Here is an 18,574-nt window from a genome sequence, read left to right as displayed (position 1 = left end):
CCCCCCACAACAGAGGCAATACCTGCCCCAACCACTTCGATCACTGTCCCAATCCAACCAAAAGAGGCAGAAAATGCCGCACCTGAAACAGCTATCCCTCGTAAAGCCCCCACAAGTAAAGTCATTGGGCGAAGAAGACGCAGCGCACTCCCACCAAGCCCTGCTGCCATTAAACCCAATGAGCGCCCTGCAGCCAATAGCCCTCGCCAGCTTGCAGAAAGACCACGACTAACAGCACCCATCTTGATAAAAGAGCCTATCAATTGAAGAAGCCCAAGGCGTGTCCCGGCCATAGTAAAACGCAACACACGCAGAGCAATATTAAAAGCCATAAGGGCAGCAATGGTTTTGATAATGGCGCTTGTTAAAGCAGGATGGGCATTCGCCCATGCCATCAAACCATTGACAAATCCCCCAACACTTTCCATCAAACTGTTGAGAGGAGGCAGAAGCACTTCACCAATGCTAATCCCCAAAGCCACAATGCGGTTTTGTAAGAGTTCAAATTGTCGCCTGGACAAAAAGCGCACGATCAATCACTGACAATTCATTGCGAAAGAGGTTTTCAGCCACTTCTAAAAGCGCAGCATTCTCTTTATCCGCCTGCACCACAACCGCATCAATTTCGCTATAGCCTAAAAGCTCCGCAGCCCTCAGCCGATGCGCACCAGCTATAAGCGTGTAATTACCCCCTCTTTAGCATTAGGTGTATGACGCACCGTAATCGGATTCATCAATCCCTCCCGCGCCATTGATTGTGCAAGTGCCTTGGCATGCTCAACATCTACAGGGCGTATACGTTCGGGAACAACAATCAAATCTAAAGCAATCTCTTGAAACTGTGCCATCACGCCGCCGCCTTTCTGATCTCTTTAAAGAACAAATCCATCGCACGCCCTGCCCATCTTCGATAAGCTTTCGCAAAAACGGGTTCTTCCAAACGCCGGTTAATCACTTGCAAAGAAAGAAAGATAGCAGTCTGCTGCCGTACTTGCATGGCAACAATACGCCGCCGTGGTACCTCAAACTGATAATGCAAAATATGAATGGCAATTTGCCGCGCTAATATCGCATCAAACAATCCATGCTGAGGGTCAATAATATACCGGATCGGTACATGCCGAATGCCACCACTCACTGCTTTTAAAGAACAGGAAAGCATCATTTGTAACCGTTCAGCTTCTGAATAAGGATTAAAGATTTCTCTTTTTGCCTCGGGCGTCCATAAATTATAAGCTGCAACCATAACCACCCCCTATAAAAACAATATGACCACCCCCTAATCGCCAAAACCAACCCATCCAAACGGCTGTTCTATGATGCAACTCTATGCAATTTATCTTGCCTATTTCGTACTGATCTTTAGACATTGATAAACCTTTTCATCTTATGGTATTTAAATTCATGGCAAATGCGTATGACACAAGCAAAGCCGTGTAACGAAGTTCAAGCAGCATTACCGCGCAAAGCAGAATGCGCACGCGAATCTGTGTTGGCATGTTTTGCTGCTTTAAAAATGCGACGGCGACTTTTGGGGTAACGGTCGTAGAACACTTGCTCAACGGGAAAACCGATAAAATCGGCAATAGCACGTTCGGCTTTCTCGTTAGACCGTGTCCAGATGTGTTGAACACTGGACGAGGAGAGTTGATAAGCTTTCGCGAACTCCGCCAAGGTCATGTTACGGCGGCGTAGCTCAGCTAAAATACTATGGCGATCCCATTTTTGTGTGGTTGTCATAACTTTCGCTCCTGCTTTAAACGGATGCTCCCACATCCGTTTTTTGTGGGGTTAATTGTAAAATATCTGCCCTCTATATCGGGTGGTAATTAGAGGTATAATGCCAAATTTGGCTTTTTCAAATATCGAAAATGGATTTGGAGTGATTTTTTTGGCACGCCCTGAAAAAGAACCACAAACAGAACTCGCAAAACGATTGCGTGAAATACGGCACACCCTTGGTTTTACAGAGCGCAAACAATTTGCTAAACATTTTGATATTCCCGAAACGACTATGCGCAATTATGAAACGGGTTTGCAAGAACCCCCTGCATCTATAATGCGAATATATAAAGATCGCTGTGGAATATCCTTAGACTGGCTTGTCACTGGCGAAGGCGAAATGTTTAGTGACATGGCAAAAGCGAAAGCAGCTGGTTTTAAAGCACCTACCATTCCTGCTGGTCTCATGAAAAAACTCGGTCGCATAGCTTATACAACCTATCGCGATGCAAATATAAAACTCCCCCCTGAAGATATAGCGGAACTCGCGGCGGAACTTTATAGAAAACTGCAAGAGCTTGTTCAAGACATCAACGACACAGAAGAAGTAGAGCTTATTTTACCTCTTTTAAAACTGCATTTAAAGCGTCAAATAGAGGCTGAAAATGCACATCCAGAAACTAAATAAGATACAGCTTAATGTCCCTTTAATATGAAAAATCGATATGAAAATCTTTTTACATTAAAAAAATAATATAATTATTTGATTAATAAGTATATATTGCCTCTAAAAATAGATAATCATTAATAGGTGAAAATCTTTTTTGCTTTTTTGTCATTTTTGGTTGGTTTTGGAGTCGATTGAACTTTTGGATTGATTTTTTTCAAAGGGTCTTCAAAGTCGGTTTTCTGGGCTTTCACAGACTTTTCAAAATTTTTCACAGGGTTTTCAAAGACCTTTCAAAGCCTTCTTTCATTTTTACTATGAAAACGCACTTTTTTCTGATTTTCTGTTACATAAATCTAATCCAGATAATAAGAGAACGCATAGTAAAATTAAAGAATTATCTCATATTTCTTTCTCATTCTACTTTTGCTTAGTTAGTACAAAAACTACTGTAAAACTATATTTATTTTGCACGTCTTACTTGAATATGTGCTAGCAACCCTAATGTTGAACTATCACGGTTATCCGCTTTACTTTCTCCACGAAGAATTGGTAGTAACTCGTTTGCTAATTCTTTACCAAGCTCAACACCCCATTGATCAAATGAATTAATATTCATTAAAATCCCTTCAACAAAAGTACGATGTTCATAAAGCGCAATAAGACGACCGAGTGCAAAAGGTGTTAATAAATCCTGAACCAGCGTAATGCTGGGACGGTTTCCTTTAAAACTTCTATGAATAGCTAAATAACCTGCTTCACGTTCATCAACTCCATTTTTTATCAAGATATGCTGAGCATCTTCAATACTACGCCCCTTCATCAAGGCTTTTGACTGTGCTAAACAGTTTGCTAGCAACATCTCATACATAGAATGTAAATTTTTCTCATGCCCTTTTATAAATAAAATAAATTCTACAGGAATAACATCTGTTCCTTGATGCAAAAGCTGAAAAAAAGCATGTTGACTATTTGTGCCTGAATCACCCCAAACAATCGGACCACTTGAAAAACTTAACGGTTTTCCATCCAGCGAGACTTGCTTACCATTTGATTCCATATCAAGCTGTTGTAAATAAGCTGGAAAATGTATTAAACGCTGCGCATAGGGAATAATAGAGCGTGATGAATAACCACAAATAACACGATGCCAAAACCCTAAAAGAGCAAAACGAATAGGAATATTTTTATGCAAAGGCATGGTTTTAAAATGTTGGTCCATTTGCAAAGCACCATTGAGAAATTGGCGAAAATTTCGACCACCTATTGCAAACATCACAACAAGCCCAATGGCTGACCAAATTGAATAACGCCCTCCAACCCAATTCCAAAATTTAAAAACTCTTGTCGAATCTATGCCAAATTCTGCCACTTTATCAAGCGCACTCGAAACAGCAACAAAATGCGTGCAAATGGCTTCTTCTCCTAAATGTGAACAAATCCACTGACGTGCAACTTGAGCATTTACCATTGTTTCAGCCGTTGTAAAAGTTTTAGAAGCAATGACAAACAGCGTTGTTGCTGGATTCAAAATAGAGAGAGTATCAGAAATATGAGCACTGTCAGCGTTAGAAACAAAATGACAACGTGGACCATCATGATAAGGTTTTAAAGCATATGTAACCATTGCAGGACCAAGATCAGATCCACCAATACCAATGTTTACAATATCACTTATTCTCTCTCCATTGCTTCCCTTGTAGCTTCCATCACGTACCTTTTCAGAAAATCTTTCCATATCTTCAAGAACATCTTGAATATCGCGAATAAGATCATGGCCATCCAACATGAAAATTTCGTCAGCAGGTAAACGTAATGCAATATGAAGAACTGAGCGTTTTTCAGTTGTATTAATCGCTTGACCAGAAAACATTGCATCACGCCGTCCTAACACATCTGCTGCAACAGCTAAATCATCTAAAAGTTGCAATGTTTTAAATGTTACCCCACATTTTGAAAAATCGAAAAGAAGATCATCAAGTCTGAGAGAAAAATGGGAAAAACGCTGTTCATCTGCTAAAAAATGTCGACGAATATCATAGACCCCATCCTTTGCGGCATGGCTCCTTAAAGCATTTAATGCGGCTTCAAAAGCCTTTTCATTTCGAATCGAAAAGCTATCTCCCATAAGCTTATCCTATACAGTTATTGACAATGAAATCTATGCCCAAACAATAACAAAGCAGAAAGCATCTCCTTTATTGCTCCCTATCTTTACTGTTCACATAAAAACTAAGGAATATAAAAGTAAAAAATAAGATTCGAAGATGATATTTTTACAAGAATAAACTTTTAAATCTTTTCCACTCGATACATCATTTAACTTTATTGAGTTCTTTTGTTAATAATATAGCTTCTTCTGCTTTTGGTCTTATAAAACGCCCTAAAAAAAGATAAACAACCGGTGTAACATAAAGCGTAAAAATAGTTGCTAAACCTAAACCACCAACGATAACCCAACCTAAAGCTATACGCGCTTCTGCGCCAGCACCTTTGGCTAAAACCAAAGGAATACCTCCTAAAATGGCACAAATCATTGTCATACAAACCGGACGAAGGCGAATGTTTGCTGCTTCTTCTACAGCTTCACGCACGCTTCTTCCCTGATCACGTAATTGATCTGCAAATTCAACAATAAGAATACCATTTTTTGCCATAACGCCAATTAACAAAATTAATCCAATTTGGCTGTAAATATTCAGACTCACACCACTCAATAGCATAGCAATTACAGCACAACCAATCCCTAATGGGACAGTGGCCATGATAATAAATCCTGAAATAAAGCTTTCAAACTGAGCTGCCAAAATCAATAAAATAATCAAAAAGGCAATGCCAAAAACAATCATAAAACTGGAGGATGTTTCATTAAGCGTTTCAGCTTCCCCTAAGGGAACTATATAGGTCCCTTTCGATAACAAAGGAGAAGCAATTTTCTGTACCGTTTGGTAAGCTTCCCCTAAAGCAATACCTGGAGCAAGATTTGCGCTTAAAATAACAGCACTCATGCGTTTTTCCCGTTTTAATTGGGGAGAGATAGCTTTTTCATGTAAACGTGCAATAACCGATAAAGGAACATATCGATTGTCTTTGGTCTTTAAAAAAATGTTTTCTAAATCACTAGGACTCTTCATAGAATTTTTACGCGACATCAATTTAACATCGTAAGAATGATCATCCACGTTAATGGAACCAATCTTTTTACCATCCAACATTGCTTGTAATGTATCGCCCAAATTGGTGATATCAATCCCTAAATCGGAGGCTTTTTTTCGATTGATTTCAATGAAAAATTGCGGTTGTGTTGCATCAACAGTAAGACGTGGACGAATAAAACGCGGATCATCTTGTAAAGTACTCACCAGCTTATCAGCAATGGGTTGTAATGTTGCATAATCATTGCCAAGAATTGCAAATTGTAATCCTTGCCCAGTTCCTCTCACACCCAAAGAATTTCCCTGCGCAGCAAACACAAAAACTGCGGGAAACTGTTTAACCTTTTCATTAATATCTTTCACGATTTCTTGCTGACTCCGTAAACGTTTATCCCAAGATGAAAGCAATACAATCAAAAAAGCAGTATTGGGTGAACCGCCAGCACCTGCAATAGAGTAACTGTTAGCAATCTCCCCTGCATCACGTAATGGCTGTAGACTTGCTTCAATTTGCTCTACTTGCTCGTTCAAATATTGTGTTGAAATACCTTGTGGTCCATTAATAACCAAAAAGATCACAGCTCTGTCTTCTGCTGGCGTTAATTCCTGTTGTAATTTCGTATAGCCTCCAACACAAAGACCCGCAAAAATAAGTGAAGCAAAAACAACAGTCCAGGGCTTTTCTAAACACTTGTGCAAACTGTAAGTATATGCCTTATGAAAAAAAGTACCTAATTTATATAAAAAAGCAAAATGATGGGACTCTTCCTCTTTCTCCTCAACATGTTCTTTGAGAAAACGCGAAGCCAACATGGGACAAAGCGTTAAGGCAACAACTGAAGAAAGCAAAATAGAAATTGCCAAAACAAAACCAAATTCTCTAAAAAGACCTCCAACTTGCCCAGGAAGAAAGGAAATAGGAACAAACACAGCCACTAAAGTCAATGTTGTTGCTAAAACAGCAAAAAACACTTCACGTGTTCCTATCACCGCCGCAGCCCTAGACCCTACCCCCATGTTGCGCCACCGAACAATATTCTCAAGAACAACAATAGCATCATCCACAACAAGCCCTGTTGCTAAAACAAGTCCTAAAAATGTGAGAATATTCAATGAAAATCCTACAAGATAAATAGCTGCAATGGTACCAATCAAAGCGACAGGAAGAGATACAGCAGGTATCAGTGTTACACGAATGTCTCTGAGAAAAAGAAAAATGACTAAGATAACACTCAAAATAGCAATGACCAACGCAACTTCAACCTCATGAAGAGCGCTTTTAATAAAAACTGCATCGTCATTAATAACGTCTATATGTACAGAAGAAGGAACAACACTTTTGAGATTATCAACAACGGTTCTCACTCCTTCAGAAATATTAAGAGTGTTGGATTGTGCTTTACGCACAATCCCTAATCCAATAGCTGTCTTTCCATTAATCCGAAGAATAACCGTTTCTATATCCGGCGATAAAGTAACATGCGCAACATCACCAAGATGCACATGAGGCTTTAAAACAACTTGTTCAAAAGATTCTGGTGTTGTTAAACGTGCAGTAGCACGCACAACTAAAGTTTGTTTAGAATTGCGTAATGATCCTACTGGCACATCCGTTGTCATATCAGCAAGAACACGTGAAATATCTGCTACAGTTAATCCATAACTGGCAAGTTTTGCTTGATCTATATCAATCTGAAAAATCTTTGTGCGAGCACTATCGACCTGTACATCACCAACACCATCAACAGCAGAAATTGCATCAACAATCTGATCGTTTACAATCGTGGTTAAATCATCAACACTCATTGTTGGTGACGTCACAACCAAATACATCATGGCAGCAGCATTGGAATCTGCTTTAATAATCAAAGGCGAATCCGCATCTTTCGGTAAAGAATAGGTAATACGGGAGAGAGCATCACGAATATCAGATGCTGCAACATTCAAATCAACACCGACATTAAAATTAATCTGCACACGGGAGCGCCCAAAAGAAGATGTTGAAGAAATCGTCTTAACACCTGAAACACGAGAAACAGCATCTTCTATAATTTTTGTAACTTCACGATCAATTGTTTCTGCCGACGCACCAGAAAACACCGTCACAATCGTTGTTACGGGAGTATCAACATCGGGTAATTCTCTTACATCAACATTTAACCATGCTGCAAATCCTGCAATGATGATCATAGCATTCAAAACAAGAGTAAAAACCGGTCTACGAATAAATAGGGTAATGAGACCACCTTGCTCGGCCTGTGACATCGGCTGTTTTGTGCTCAATTCTTGGCTCATTGTATATCCGTTCCGTAAACTGCTGATAATTGCTGTTGATGAGACTTTGGATCATCAATCGTTACTTTACTTCCTGGATAAAGCATTTGTACTCCTTGAATGACAACTTGATCACCATTTTCTAGGGGAGCTTTTACGAAAACTTGATCCGCTTTATGCTGAATAATTGATACGGGAATAGACTCTACTTTTCCTTCTCTCACACGCCAAACGAATGACCCTTTACTGTTCCATTGAACCGCAAGAGGATTAACGACAGGGAAAGAACCACTATGAAATTGCAAAGCAACAGAAAAAGACATACCAGACATAAGCGTATCTTTTTCATTATTAATTTCAACCTGAGCATGAAGTGTGCGACTTTCTGGATCAACGATATTATCAATCGCATAAATATGACCAACAAAAGATTTGTCTGGCTGCGCAGTTAATGTTGCCGTTACCTCATCTCCTTTATGGATGCGCGACACATATCGTTCAGGAGCCCATATGTCGACCAAAATACGTTCTCTATTCTCAATACGGCCTATTACAGTATTAAGGGTTACGTTATTCCCCGCATCAACAGGTAAAATACCAACAACTCCAGGAATTGGTGCACGAATTGTTCGCCGATCGAGATCCAATTCAGCATTACGCAAAACTAAATTTGCGTTATCCAACTCTAAGCGTGCTGTAATTTCTTGAACTTCCGTTGCTGTATTGCTAGCACGTAATTTAAGAATGCGCGAAAGCGTTAACGCATTATTATCACGTTGTACTTTTGCTTTTGCAGCCGCTATTTCTTCTTTTTTAGAATCAAGCTTTGCAATCACATCACCTACTTGTACTTTTGTACCAGCTGACACAAAAAGCTTATCAATAATACCTGGAGATAAAGGAGTAAGCTCGACTTCTGCAAGTGCTTGTCCACTCCCTAGAACATTAAGTTGTGCATAAAAATCTTGAATTTTTACAAGATCAACAACAACATTCGCCGGTGGTTTTGCCATTTTTCCATTTGAATCTTTATACGATACTCTTGTTTTACCCACCATAGAAATGGGGTGTTCTGCACTCCGTTTTCCAGCCCAATAAGTAACCATTAAAACGACAATTAAAAACACTAATGGAAAGCTCTTTTTTAATAACGCCATACATCTACCCTTGCTGTATCATGTTTATCTGAAATAGTTTTCAACTGTAATATCAGCGTCTTACACAAAAACCAAACAGCAGGTGCATATCTTACCCCCACCGCAAAAAACATATCTCATTTTCGCTTAAATATCTTTCATAGACTAAAACGTCAAGTTAACTATCGTTCATATTACTTTGTACAGTTACAACAAGAAAATGATCATATCAAAACCAACTGAAACCATAATTATAGTATATCCTTTTTCAAAATATCTCATAAAAAAGAGATTTTTTTTATGACGACTCAAGTTTCACTTGCATTTTTTTAATGAAACGATTAGGAACCCTTTATCTTAGACAATGTAGAAAGTGCACCCGTAGCTCAGCTGGATAGAGCACCAGACTACGAATCTGGGGGTCAGGAGTTCGAATCTCTTCGGGTGCGCCATCTCTCAATAGATTCAATTATTATTGCAAAAATCAGTTATTATTGCAGAAGTCAGTGAAATTGATCGCAATACAATTACACCTGAAAGTCATACAATCAATTGACGATTTGGAAATAGATAATTTTAATTTTGCTCATATTCAGTTTCTTTGAATTCTTTTTATGTGATTTATTTTTTGCCTATCTTTGATCTTTTTGCGATTTGTTACTTCATTCTATTGTGAATCGTTTTTTTAGCTATTTTGATAGAATCGGATGTTATGCGGCCTTCAATTCAGCCCCAAGGCATTTTTATTAGCGATAATCGTAGCGATGGCATGAGTAGCGTGTGTTATTGTTTTCTTTTCTCAATCTATGTGCCTATTTTTTCCGGACTATAATCCTTAATCAGTTGAATAATTTTTACGTGCTTCTTTCTACCTTTTCCATCAATGGATGTTCTAAATATTTCATTTCTGGTAGCCTCATCTTAAGGAGAACTTCAGGTGCTCCACAATAAATTCAGGTTTACCACCATGTAAAATTTTTTAGTGTGTTATTGGAAATAACAAATAAACTACTTCTCAAACGTACCACCGTAAAACACTTATGAAACCCATTAATATCATCAGAGTTTTGCTGCAAATCAAAGCTTCTTCTCGAGATGTTTTTAATTTCTTAAAAACAAATAACTTTAAAGTTTTTTCTTCATTCGCATGATTTAAGATTTAAAACTAAATATCCTAGATTACCTTTTGGAGAATCTTTGCCATTTTAATAAAGTTCTCTTTAACAGAACTTTCAAAGCTCTTAATATTCTTAAGATATAAAAGGTCTAGAATAATGAAGTGCTATAATTTTCCTGCATAAAAAGTTTTAAAATGAATACCAAAAGACTTTCTCCTAACATTCCTCATCAGCTATTATTGAGAGTGATATTGCAAGTTGACTAAAAACTTATCGAAACTTAAAGTGTGGAGATTCTTTTTTCTCAAAAAACAATAAAATTCTTCTTGTGCTTTTTTAGCATTATCTCTTGCACAGCACATCATCGACCTCTATGATCTCTTATACTTTCTATTCTCTATAGATTCTTCCCATTAATCCATAGAGGAGAGATCCCAAACGTTAATAAAAGCTCAGTTTAAAGAATTTTCCCATGCCTAAAACAGATATTGAAATTGCTCGCACTGCTAAAAAGAATCATATTACTGAAATTGCACAAAAAATTGGTATCTCTCATGAAAACCTCATTCCCTATGGCCATGATAAAGCTAAAATTTCTTCTGCATACATAAAATCGCTTAATAAAAATCCAGATGGTAAACTTATCCTCGTCACGGCTATCAATCCCACACCGGCTGGAGAAGGCAAAACAACAACAACAGTTGGATTAAGTGATGCTCTTAATCTTATTGGTAAAAAAACAATAGCTACCTTGAGAGAACCGTCTTTAGGTCCCTGTTTTGGTGTAAAAGGTGGTGCTGCTGGTGGGGGTTATGCGCAAGTCATTCCAATGGATGACCTTAATTTACATTTTACCGGTGATTTTCATGCTATTACAGCTGCTCATAATCTTCTTGCCGCAATGATAGATAATCATCTTTATTGGGGAAATGCTCTAAACATTGATCCACGTCGCATTGTTTGGAAACGCGTTCTTGATATGAATGACCGTGCATTGCGTGATATCGTTATTTCATTGGGAGGCATAACAAATGGCTTTCCACGCCAAACAGGTTTTGATATTACTGTTGCATCAGAAATTATGGCGCTTCTTTGTCTCTCTGAAAATTTAGAAAACCTTACACAAAGACTCAAAAAAATTATTGTTGCTTATCGTTATGATAAAACGCCCATCACCGTTTCTGATCTCAATGCGGAAGGTGCAATGGCAGTTCTTCTCAAAGATGCTATACAACCCAATCTCGTACAGACAATTGAAAATAACCCTGTTCTCGTTCATGGAGGACCTTTTGCTAATATTGCTCATGGCTGCAACTCAGTTATAGCAACAAAAACTGCTTTAAAACTCGCTGATTATGTTGTCACAGAAGCAGGATTTGGAGCCGATCTTGGAGCAGAAAAGTTTTTCGACATCAAATGTCGGCAAGCAGGTATTGTACCAAATGCTACCGTGATCGTCGCAACTATTCGTGCATTAAAAATGAATGGTGGTGTGGATAAAAATAACCTAACAGAAGAAAATATCACCGCTTTAGAAAAAGGAGCAGCTAATCTTTTACGACACATAAAAAATATGAAGCACTACGGTATTCCTTGTGTTGTGGCTATCAATCATTTTGACAGCGATCGCGATGCCGAAATAAAAACATTACAGAAAATAGTTGCAACAACTGGACACAAAGCTATTATCTGTAAGCATTGGGAACAAGGTGGGAAAGGCGCTATAGAACTTGCACAAGAACTCGTTACCTTGATTGAAGAAAAAAAATCTCATTTTAAGATTCTCTATCAAGATGATATTCCCCTCGTTCAAAAAATTAATTGTATTATAACAAAGCTATACGGTGGGCGTGGCGCCATTATCTCAGCCCCTATTCTCAAACAACTTGAATCTTGGGAAAAAGAAGGTTTTGGCGCCTACCCTATTTGTATGGCAAAAACACCTTATTCTTTTTCTGCTGATCCCAAGCAATATGGTGCGCCTGTTGATTTTGAAATTCCCGTACGAGAAGTTCGTCTCTGTGCGGGAGCCGGCTTTATCGTTGTCATTTGTGGAGATGTTATGACCATGCCTGGACTACCCCATTATCCCACGGCTGAAAAAATTTATCTTGATGAAAATGATCAAATACAAGGACTTTCATGAGTTTATAATCATGAACTCTATCATTCATTATAAAAAGCATTTTATTACAAAAAAAATAGAATTTTTAAAAGCGATATAGACAAATGTCTTATTTATATGATATAAGTTTTTGTCCTTTTGGATATGCCTTTAAAAGGACGTAGGTTTTCCTATTATTTGTGACACTGAAAAAAGCAGGATAAATAGTGCAAGTACTCGTTCGTGATAATAATGTTGATCAAGCGCTCCGCGCGTTGAAGAAAAAGATGCAGCGTGAAGGTATCTTCCGTGAAATGAAAATGCGTAGTTATTATGAGAAGCCATCTGAGAGGCGTGCTCGTGAAAAGGCTGAGGCTATTCGTCGTACACGTAAGCTTGCTCGTAAGCGTGCACAAAGAGAAGGTTTTGTTAGTAACGGACGAACTGTTGCGGTGAAGTAGTATGCTTTTGTGTATGCGTTATCAAAATGGCATGAATTGTATTGTAAATAGGCTATCAGAGATTTTGTACTTATAGAATATTGTAAATGAATTTTTCTCATAAGGCGTGTGTTATAGTATTTAGAATTATCTGAGCATAATGGGTGTTTTGGGTTTATAAATGTAGTGATTTTTACTCCACTCTTCGGCATTTCAAGCACTGCATAACAAACTGCAGTTCGGTTCTTTAAATCGACTTATTGCTGTACAAAATTAAGGAGAGAGTACTGGATATTTTGTAATGGCATTTTGCTATAGTTTTTCATCTCTCAAATAGCTCTTTCTTATGTACCGCTCACGTGCTGGTTTTCTTTTTTTCTATTAAAATATTCTGCATCTTTCGAAAATTCTAGATTATATTGCAAAGCACAAATCACTATTGTAATATGCGATTATGTATGTGTAGAGATATGATATCAAATACATAATCCTCGTTCCCTTCACTTATATAACGAAATGATTCCATAATTTTCGATATCTCTTGATTTTATCCCTTTACAAAGGGAAGAATTTTAACCACTGCATTACAGCTTGGTTTTTCTTGATAAATTTCTTCCCCTCATCAATTATGTTATTCACCTCATAGCGTATCGAGCAAACCTTCCCCTTAATATTTCATTTAATTTTCTTTTTCTCTAACTCAGTATAAAAGAAAATTGACAATAAACAAAGAAACCACTGTGATTTTAATATGTGTGAATATGTGCCTTATCTTATCATTTTTTATGAAAATATTTTTACAATTTAAATAACGATTAAAATGTATAAAATATTGATTTATTATTATAAATAAGCGTTTTTCATATTAAATAATAACTATGAATACCGTAAAGCTCTCATCATACACCCTCTCATATTGAATCAATCAAGATTATCTTCTTGTACATCATAAGCGGGATTCGTATGCAAATAGAATAAAAGCTATTTAAGAAAAAACAAAAAGGCTTCTTATGAACACCATAAATAATAGGAACTGCATAACATTGAAAGCTGGTAAATAGAACGATGGAGCCAGCTTATCTACCATACGAATAAGCATTATCATGGCATAAAATTATAATGTAGCAAATTTTATAAAGTGGATTATCACGAAAAAGTATCCTGTTAGCCCTTCATATATCAATCTACTCTACAATGCTGCTCATATTTTTACGCTTAACTGTTTTTATTTACCGTATTATTTTGTTCATTCAAAACTCTTTTCAAGCCACACAATAATCCCTTTACTGAACAGCTCTTTGTTCATAATATGCATACATGCACTTTTACTTCGAGAAACAAACTTAGAAAAGAGATGTAATACTTTAGCCCTAATTTCCTGTACACTTTACTGTTTTATCACGCGCACAGCTACATAAAAATCCAATGTTTATTTATATCTACCCCCTCATAAACAAGATAAGCACTAAGAAATACAAACCTTTTGTTTTCCTTATTTTGATATTTTTGTAGCAATTTTTTCATCGTTTAGATCTCTTTAACGAGCAGCGTGTTATACTTTTTATCAGTTTCCAGTCTTATCTTTCAGATTTTAAATTTCCAATATATGATGAAATAAAGGAGTTCGATGTGCAAAGTTCTCGTTGGTTTCGCGTTTCAATACTCGCATCATGTATCTTAATAGCAACAGTCATTGTATTAGTTTCACCTCATTTGTTGCATGCACAAACATTTAATCAAAATTTAGGGCCCAGTGGTTTACCACTTCCGCGATTTGCTTCGATTAAACCTACCCGTGTTAATGTACGCGTCGGACCAGGAAGCAACTATTCTATCATTTTTACCTACCAAAAGAAGGGGTTACCTATTGAAATCATCCAAGAATATGATCAATGGCGCAAAATTCGTGATGCAGAAGGTGATGAGGGGTGGGTGTATCAATCGCTTTTATCGGGAAAGCGAACTGCTATAACTATTCCATGGCAAAAAGATAAAACAAAAAGGCTGATGCTACGAAAAAAACCCACCGACAACGCAGAACTTGTGGCGGAAGTAGAACCTAACGTCATTGGTAATATCCGCCAATGTGATGGACAATGGTGCGAACTAAACATTAATAATACACGCGGATGGCTTCAACAATCCCAGTTATGGGGAATCTATCCTGATGAAAAAATAAAAGGTTGGTGAATGCTTAAACGCATCAAATTTAATTTTTATTCCTCATTGAACATGCTCACTCCCTATCACAAGATTGATTTTTTGGTTTCAATCGCACGATCAAATCAACATGTGAAATTTCCATACCTTTTGGTGGCTCAGGCAAATTTCTAATAATGGGAGCTTCTTCCAAATTGCATGGAATATCAAGAATACGATTTTCGCCTTCTATATAAAAATGGTAGTGATCAGAAGTATTGGTATCAAACCAAGTTTTCGAACCTTCTACGGCAATAATACGTAATAATCTCGCTTCCGTAAATTGATGAAGCGTATTATAAACTGTTGCTAAAGATACAGGAACGCCTGCCCTCACCGCCTCCTCATAGAGCTCTTCAGCAGTAACATGACGATTTCCCTGAGAAAAAATCATATGTGCAAGTTCTAACCGCTGACGTGTTGGACGCAAACCATTTTGACGCAAACGTTTTTCTAACATAGAAATGGAATAATATTGCACAACTTTTCTACACTCTTTTGTGGACTGTTGCTCTTCATTCATATCAAAATTATCTGCACTCACTGACATATTACAAACCAAAATATATTTCTGTGTAAATAAGATCAAAATACAAAAAAATGCGAATAATGTGATGTAATCTTGTATTTCATTTTTAAATAATTACCTATGCAGAATACATAAAAAAGGGACTTTGTCATTAAAAATGATATAAAATCATTTCCCTCTCTTTAAAATTTGCTCTAAAAGTAGGTTCGGGAAAAGCGCAGAAATAAAGATATATGCAAATAAATGGAGTAACAATGGCTAAACAAAAGTCTCACTACACTTATGAAGAGCTTCTAAGCTGTGCTCGCGGTGAAATGTTTGGTAGAGGTAATGCGCAATTGCCGGCACCGCCAATGTTGATGATTCATCGAATCACTCAAATTAGCGAAACTGGTGGTGAATACGATAAAGGGATGGTTCGTGCCGAATTTGACATTACACCAGACCTGTGGTTCTTTGATTGTCACTTTATAGGTGATCCTGTCATGCCAGGATGTCTTGGACTGGATGGTATGTGGCAATTAACAGGTTTTTTTCTTGGTTGGCTAGGCGAACCAGGGAAAGGAAGAGCGATATCAACAGGTGAAGTAAAGTTATCAGGTATGATAACTCCACAAACCAAACTTCTTGAATATGGAATAGATTTCAAGCGTATTCGGCGTGGAAATTTAGTCTTAGGAATAGCTGATGGGTGGCTAAAAGCAGATGGAGAGACTATTTATAAAGCGAATGATTTACGCGTTGCTTTATTTAAAGAAGATTGAACGTTATTTTCATTCAGAAAGAATTTTTTACTATTCTGTATGGAACAAGGAGGTATAAATGCGTCGAGTTGTTGTAACCGGAATGGGAATTGTCTCCGCGATTGGAAATGGGCCCCAAGCTGTTTTAACCAGTTTACGTGAAGCAAAATCCGGAATTTCTTACGCACCTCAATACGCCGAATTAGGCTTTCGTAGCAGAGTTTATGGAAAACCCGATATTAATATAGAAGAGCTCGTAGATCGACGTGCTCTCCGTTTTCATGGACGTGGAACAGCATGGAATCACATTGCTATGGATCAAGCAATCTTAGATGCTGGTCTAGAGCCTCATGAAGTATCAAACGAACACACGGGTATTATTATGGGCTCTGGAGGTTCTTCAACTCAATCAATCGTAGAAGCTGCTGACATTACACGTCAAAAAGGTCCCAAACGTGTTGGACCTTTTGTTGTCCCTAAAGCGATGAGTTCTACAGCATCTGCAACACTGGCAACTTTCTTTAAAATAAAAGGGGTAAACTATTCAATCTCTTCAGCTTGTGCTACTTCCAATCATTGTATTGGTAATGCTTATGAAATGATCCAATATGGTAAACAGAAGCGCGTCTTTGCCGGTGGCTGCGAAGATTTGGATTGGACACTCTCTGTTTTATTCGATGCGATGGGCGCTATGTCTAGCAGATATAATGACATCCCTCAAAAAGCTTCGCGTGCTTATGATGTCAATCGTGATGGTTTTGTCATTGCTGGAGGAGCTGGCGTTTTGGTCCTTGAAGATCTAGAACTTGCTAAAGCACGTGGTGCAAAAATCTATGGAGAAATCGTTGGATATGGAGCTACATCCGATGGACATGATATGGTCGCCCCATCAGGAGAGGGAGCAGAACGGTGCATGCGCATGGCCCTTGCAACTGTCAATAATAAAATTGATTACATTAATCCCCATGCAACAGCAACCCCTGTTGGTGATCCTCCTGAAATAGAAGCTATCCGCCGTATCTTTGGAGAAGGTGATCAATGTCCCCCCATTTCTGCTACCAAATCTCTAACAGGACATTCCTTGGGAGCAGCAGGTGTTCACGAAGCAATCTATACATTGTTAATGATGAATCATAATTTTATTTGTGAAAGTGCCCATATTGAAGAACTTGATCCAGCTTTTTCTGATATGCCAATCGTTCGTGAACGACGTGATCATCAACAACTGAATACCGTATTGTCAAATACTTTTGGCTTTGGCGGTACCAATGCAACACTAGTTTTCCAACGCTATGTATAAACGAAAGTGCTTAGTAATTGAAAAAAGTACGGTCTTACGGAGAATAATATGAAAGGTTTGATGGAGGGCAAACGCGGCCTTATTATGGGAATTGCGAATGACCATTCAATTGCTTGGGGTATTGCCTGTCAACTCGCGCAAGCAGGAGCTGAATTAGCATTGACTTATCAAGGAGATGCTTTCGGAAAACGTGTTCAGCCCCTAGCCGATAAACTTGGCTGCAAATTAGTGCTAGAGTGCGATGTTGAAAAAATTGAAAATGTTGACTACGTCTTTGAGCAACTTAAAAAAGAATGGGAAACTATTGATTTTATTGTCCATGCCATTGGTTTTTCAGATAAAACTCAGCTAAAAGGGCGTTACGTTGATGTTACAACACGTGAAAACTTTCAACGCACGATGGTGATTTCAGCTTATTCCTTTACTGAAATTGCCCAGCGTGCGGGTAAACTTATGCCCAATGGAGGAACACTTCTAACCCTTACCTATGGTGCTTCACAGCAAGTTGTCCCTAATTATAACATCATGGGCGTTGCTAAGGCTGCTTTAGAAGCTATGGTACGTTATTTAGCAGCGGACTTTGGTCCTCAAAATATCCGCGTCAATGCAATTTCAGCTGGTCCTGTTAGAACCTTAGCAGGTAATGGTATTGCAGCTGCACGGGCAATATTTTCACATCAACGCCGTAATGCCCCATTACGTCGTACCGTGAATATTCATGAAATTGGAAGATCTGCTCTTTATCTACTCTCTGATTTATCATCAGGCGTTACAGGTGAAATCCATTATGTTGATTCAGGCTATAACATCATGTCTATGCCAATACTTGAAGAACTGAAAAAAAGTGACGATGCCCAAGAAGGATAAAAATCATCACATTAAAAAAATAAAATTAATCATACGCATAGTACTTTAGTCGCGTATTGAGTGCTTCTTCTGCATTATAATGGTATATTAGCTCATAAAAATATGATGTAAGGAACGTATGTAGATGTTTGTAAGAGTAAGTAAACACAAAACAAAGTGTATGACGCCCGTTGTTTCGCAAATTATTTTATAAAAAACCGGAATACTTCTTCAGTTCATTTTAGTTAAATTTTGTGTTTTATGACGTTATTTACCTTACTAAAGCAGGCGTTTTTACTGTTGCCTGTAGATTAATATCCACCCCTCATGCCGATATAGTT

General features: G+C 37.9%; 15 protein-coding genes, 1 tRNA gene and 1 pseudogene. 8 read left to right on the top strand and 9 right to left on the bottom strand.

The window, feature by feature from the left end; translation table 11 throughout:
• From ACFIM1_RS01200 to ACFIM1_RS01180, 5 genes and pseudogenes are all read right to left on the bottom strand, one after another.
• Positions 1-521 (bottom strand): phage tail tape measure protein (locus tag ACFIM1_RS01200; RefSeq protein WP_375694472.1); only part of this gene is annotated, 521 nt, incomplete at its 3' end.
• Positions 514-848 (bottom strand): annotated as a pseudogene (locus ACFIM1_RS01195) (ParB N-terminal domain-containing protein); the annotation flags it as partial. The pseudogene ACFIM1_RS01195 and the gene ACFIM1_RS01200, both read right to left, overlap by 8 nt.
• Positions 848-1,246 carry a hypothetical protein gene (locus ACFIM1_RS01190; RefSeq protein ID WP_375608935.1) on the bottom strand — a complete coding sequence of 133 codons (399 nt, stop codon included), beginning with the start codon at positions 1,244-1,246 and terminating at the stop codon, positions 848-850. The gene ACFIM1_RS01190 and the pseudogene ACFIM1_RS01195, both read right to left, overlap by 1 nt.
• On the bottom strand, positions 1,230-1,370 hold the full coding sequence (locus ACFIM1_RS01185) for a hypothetical protein (RefSeq protein ID WP_375608936.1): 141 nt from the start codon (positions 1,368-1,370) through the stop codon (positions 1,230-1,232). The genes ACFIM1_RS01190 and ACFIM1_RS01185 overlap by 17 nt, the downstream gene beginning before the upstream one ends.
• Before the next feature lie 76 nt (positions 1,371-1,446).
• The gene (locus tag ACFIM1_RS01180) at positions 1,447-1,740 is read right to left on the bottom strand and encodes a helix-turn-helix domain-containing protein (RefSeq protein WP_375609050.1); all 294 of its coding nucleotides are present in this window, start codon (positions 1,738-1,740) and stop codon (positions 1,447-1,449) included.
• Between the two features lie 151 nt (positions 1,741-1,891).
• Here ACFIM1_RS01180 and ACFIM1_RS01175 point away from each other — a divergent pair, with 151 nt between their 5' ends.
• Complete coding sequence (locus tag ACFIM1_RS01175; protein WP_375694471.1) at positions 1,892-2,410, top strand: helix-turn-helix domain-containing protein; 519 nt, start codon at positions 1,892-1,894, stop codon at positions 2,408-2,410.
• 442 nt (positions 2,411-2,852) lie between these two features.
• Here the strand turns inward: ACFIM1_RS01175 and pgi are convergent, their stop codons facing one another.
• From pgi to ACFIM1_RS01160, 3 genes are all read right to left on the bottom strand, one after another.
• A complete protein-coding gene (gene pgi, locus ACFIM1_RS01170) occupies positions 2,853-4,517 on the bottom strand; it encodes a glucose-6-phosphate isomerase (RefSeq protein WP_375608937.1) in 1,665 nt (554 codons plus the stop codon).
• A 187-nt stretch (positions 4,518-4,704) separates the two neighbouring features.
• Positions 4,705-7,839 (bottom strand): efflux RND transporter permease subunit, encoded by a 3,135-nt coding sequence (locus ACFIM1_RS01165; RefSeq protein ID WP_375608938.1) that lies wholly within the window; start codon positions 7,837-7,839, stop codon positions 4,705-4,707.
• The gene (locus tag ACFIM1_RS01160) at positions 7,836-8,975 is read right to left on the bottom strand and encodes an efflux RND transporter periplasmic adaptor subunit (protein WP_375608939.1); all 1,140 of its coding nucleotides are present in this window, start codon (positions 8,973-8,975) and stop codon (positions 7,836-7,838) included. Before ACFIM1_RS01160 ends, ACFIM1_RS01165 begins: the two co-directional genes overlap by 4 nt.
• A gap of 354 nt (positions 8,976-9,329) precedes the next feature.
• Between ACFIM1_RS01160 and ACFIM1_RS01155 the strand changes: the two genes are divergently transcribed.
• The 4 genes from ACFIM1_RS01155 (at position 9,330) to ACFIM1_RS01140 (ending at position 14,806) form a co-directional block, all read left to right on the top strand.
• Positions 9,330-9,406 (top strand) — tRNA-Arg (locus ACFIM1_RS01155).
• Positions 9,407-10,544: 1,138 nt separating this feature from the next.
• On the top strand, positions 10,545-12,218 hold the full coding sequence (locus tag ACFIM1_RS01150) for a formate--tetrahydrofolate ligase (protein WP_375608940.1): 1,674 nt from the start codon (positions 10,545-10,547) through the stop codon (positions 12,216-12,218).
• Positions 12,219-12,403: 185 nt separating this feature from the next.
• A complete protein-coding gene (rpsU, locus tag ACFIM1_RS01145) occupies positions 12,404-12,637 on the top strand; it encodes a 30S ribosomal protein S21 (RefSeq protein WP_273717519.1) in 234 nt (77 codons plus the stop codon).
• 1,608 nt (positions 12,638-14,245) lie between these two features.
• Positions 14,246-14,806 carry an SH3 domain-containing protein gene (locus ACFIM1_RS01140; protein WP_375608941.1) on the top strand — a complete coding sequence of 187 codons (561 nt, stop codon included), beginning with the start codon at positions 14,246-14,248 and terminating at the stop codon, positions 14,804-14,806.
• A gap of 46 nt (positions 14,807-14,852) precedes the next feature.
• Here the strand turns inward: ACFIM1_RS01140 and irrA are convergent, their stop codons facing one another.
• Positions 14,853-15,365: an iron response transcriptional regulator IrrA gene (gene irrA / locus ACFIM1_RS01135; RefSeq protein WP_375607844.1), complete on the bottom strand. Its 513-nt coding sequence runs from the start codon at positions 15,363-15,365 to the stop codon at positions 14,853-14,855.
• Positions 15,366-15,598: 233 nt separating this feature from the next.
• Between irrA and fabA the strand changes: the two genes are divergently transcribed.
• Genes fabA through fabI form a run of 3 tightly spaced genes read left to right on the top strand, consistent with a single transcriptional unit; the run spans position 15,599 to position 18,254 of the window.
• The gene (gene fabA / locus ACFIM1_RS01130; RefSeq protein WP_375607845.1) at positions 15,599-16,108 is read left to right on the top strand and encodes a 3-hydroxyacyl-[acyl-carrier-protein] dehydratase FabA; all 510 of its coding nucleotides are present in this window, start codon (positions 15,599-15,601) and stop codon (positions 16,106-16,108) included.
• A gap of 58 nt (positions 16,109-16,166) precedes the next feature.
• Positions 16,167-17,387 carry a beta-ketoacyl-ACP synthase I gene (gene fabB, locus ACFIM1_RS01125; RefSeq protein ID WP_375607846.1) on the top strand — a complete coding sequence of 407 codons (1,221 nt, stop codon included), beginning with the start codon at positions 16,167-16,169 and terminating at the stop codon, positions 17,385-17,387.
• 48 nt (positions 17,388-17,435) lie between these two features.
• On the top strand, positions 17,436-18,254 hold the full coding sequence (gene fabI, locus ACFIM1_RS01120; RefSeq protein ID WP_375608942.1) for an enoyl-ACP reductase FabI: 819 nt from the start codon (positions 17,436-17,438) through the stop codon (positions 18,252-18,254).
• Positions 18,255-18,574: the final 320 nt, after the last annotated feature.

Source organism: Bartonella sp. AC158YNML, assembly GCF_042196725.1.
GTDB lineage: Bacteria > Pseudomonadota > Alphaproteobacteria > Rhizobiales > Rhizobiaceae > Bartonella.
Note: the sequence above shows the minus strand (reverse complement) of the source record. Positions and strands in the feature narration are given on the sequence as shown.

Excerpts from the sequence above, each read along its gene's own strand:
- ACFIM1_RS01190 (WP_375608935.1), bottom strand. The coding sequence starts at position 1,246 with ATGGTTGCAGCTTATAATTTATGGACGCCCGAGGCAAAAAGAGAAATC.
- ACFIM1_RS01185 (WP_375608936.1), bottom strand. The coding sequence starts at position 1,370 with ATGTCTAAAGATCAGTACGAAATAGGCAAGATAAATTGCATAGAGTTG.
- ACFIM1_RS01180 (WP_375609050.1), bottom strand. The coding sequence starts at position 1,740 with ATGACAACCACACAAAAATGGGATCGCCATAGTATTTTAGCTGAGCTA.
- pgi (WP_375608937.1), bottom strand. The coding sequence starts at position 4,517 with ATGGGAGATAGCTTTTCGATTCGAAATGAAAAGGCTTTTGAAGCCGCA.
- ACFIM1_RS01165 (WP_375608938.1), bottom strand. The coding sequence starts at position 7,839 with ATGAGCCAAGAATTGAGCACAAAACAGCCGATGTCACAGGCCGAGCAA.
- ACFIM1_RS01160 (WP_375608939.1), bottom strand. The coding sequence starts at position 8,975 with ATGGCGTTATTAAAAAAGAGCTTTCCATTAGTGTTTTTAATTGTCGTT.
- ACFIM1_RS01150 (WP_375608940.1), top strand. The coding sequence starts at position 10,545 with ATGCCTAAAACAGATATTGAAATTGCTCGCACTGCTAAAAAGAATCAT.
- irrA (WP_375607844.1), bottom strand. The coding sequence starts at position 15,365 with ATGTCAGTGAGTGCAGATAATTTTGATATGAATGAAGAGCAACAGTCC.
- fabA (WP_375607845.1), top strand. The coding sequence starts at position 15,599 with ATGGCTAAACAAAAGTCTCACTACACTTATGAAGAGCTTCTAAGCTGT.
- fabB (WP_375607846.1), top strand. The coding sequence starts at position 16,167 with ATGCGTCGAGTTGTTGTAACCGGAATGGGAATTGTCTCCGCGATTGGA.
- fabI (WP_375608942.1), top strand. The coding sequence starts at position 17,436 with ATGAAAGGTTTGATGGAGGGCAAACGCGGCCTTATTATGGGAATTGCG.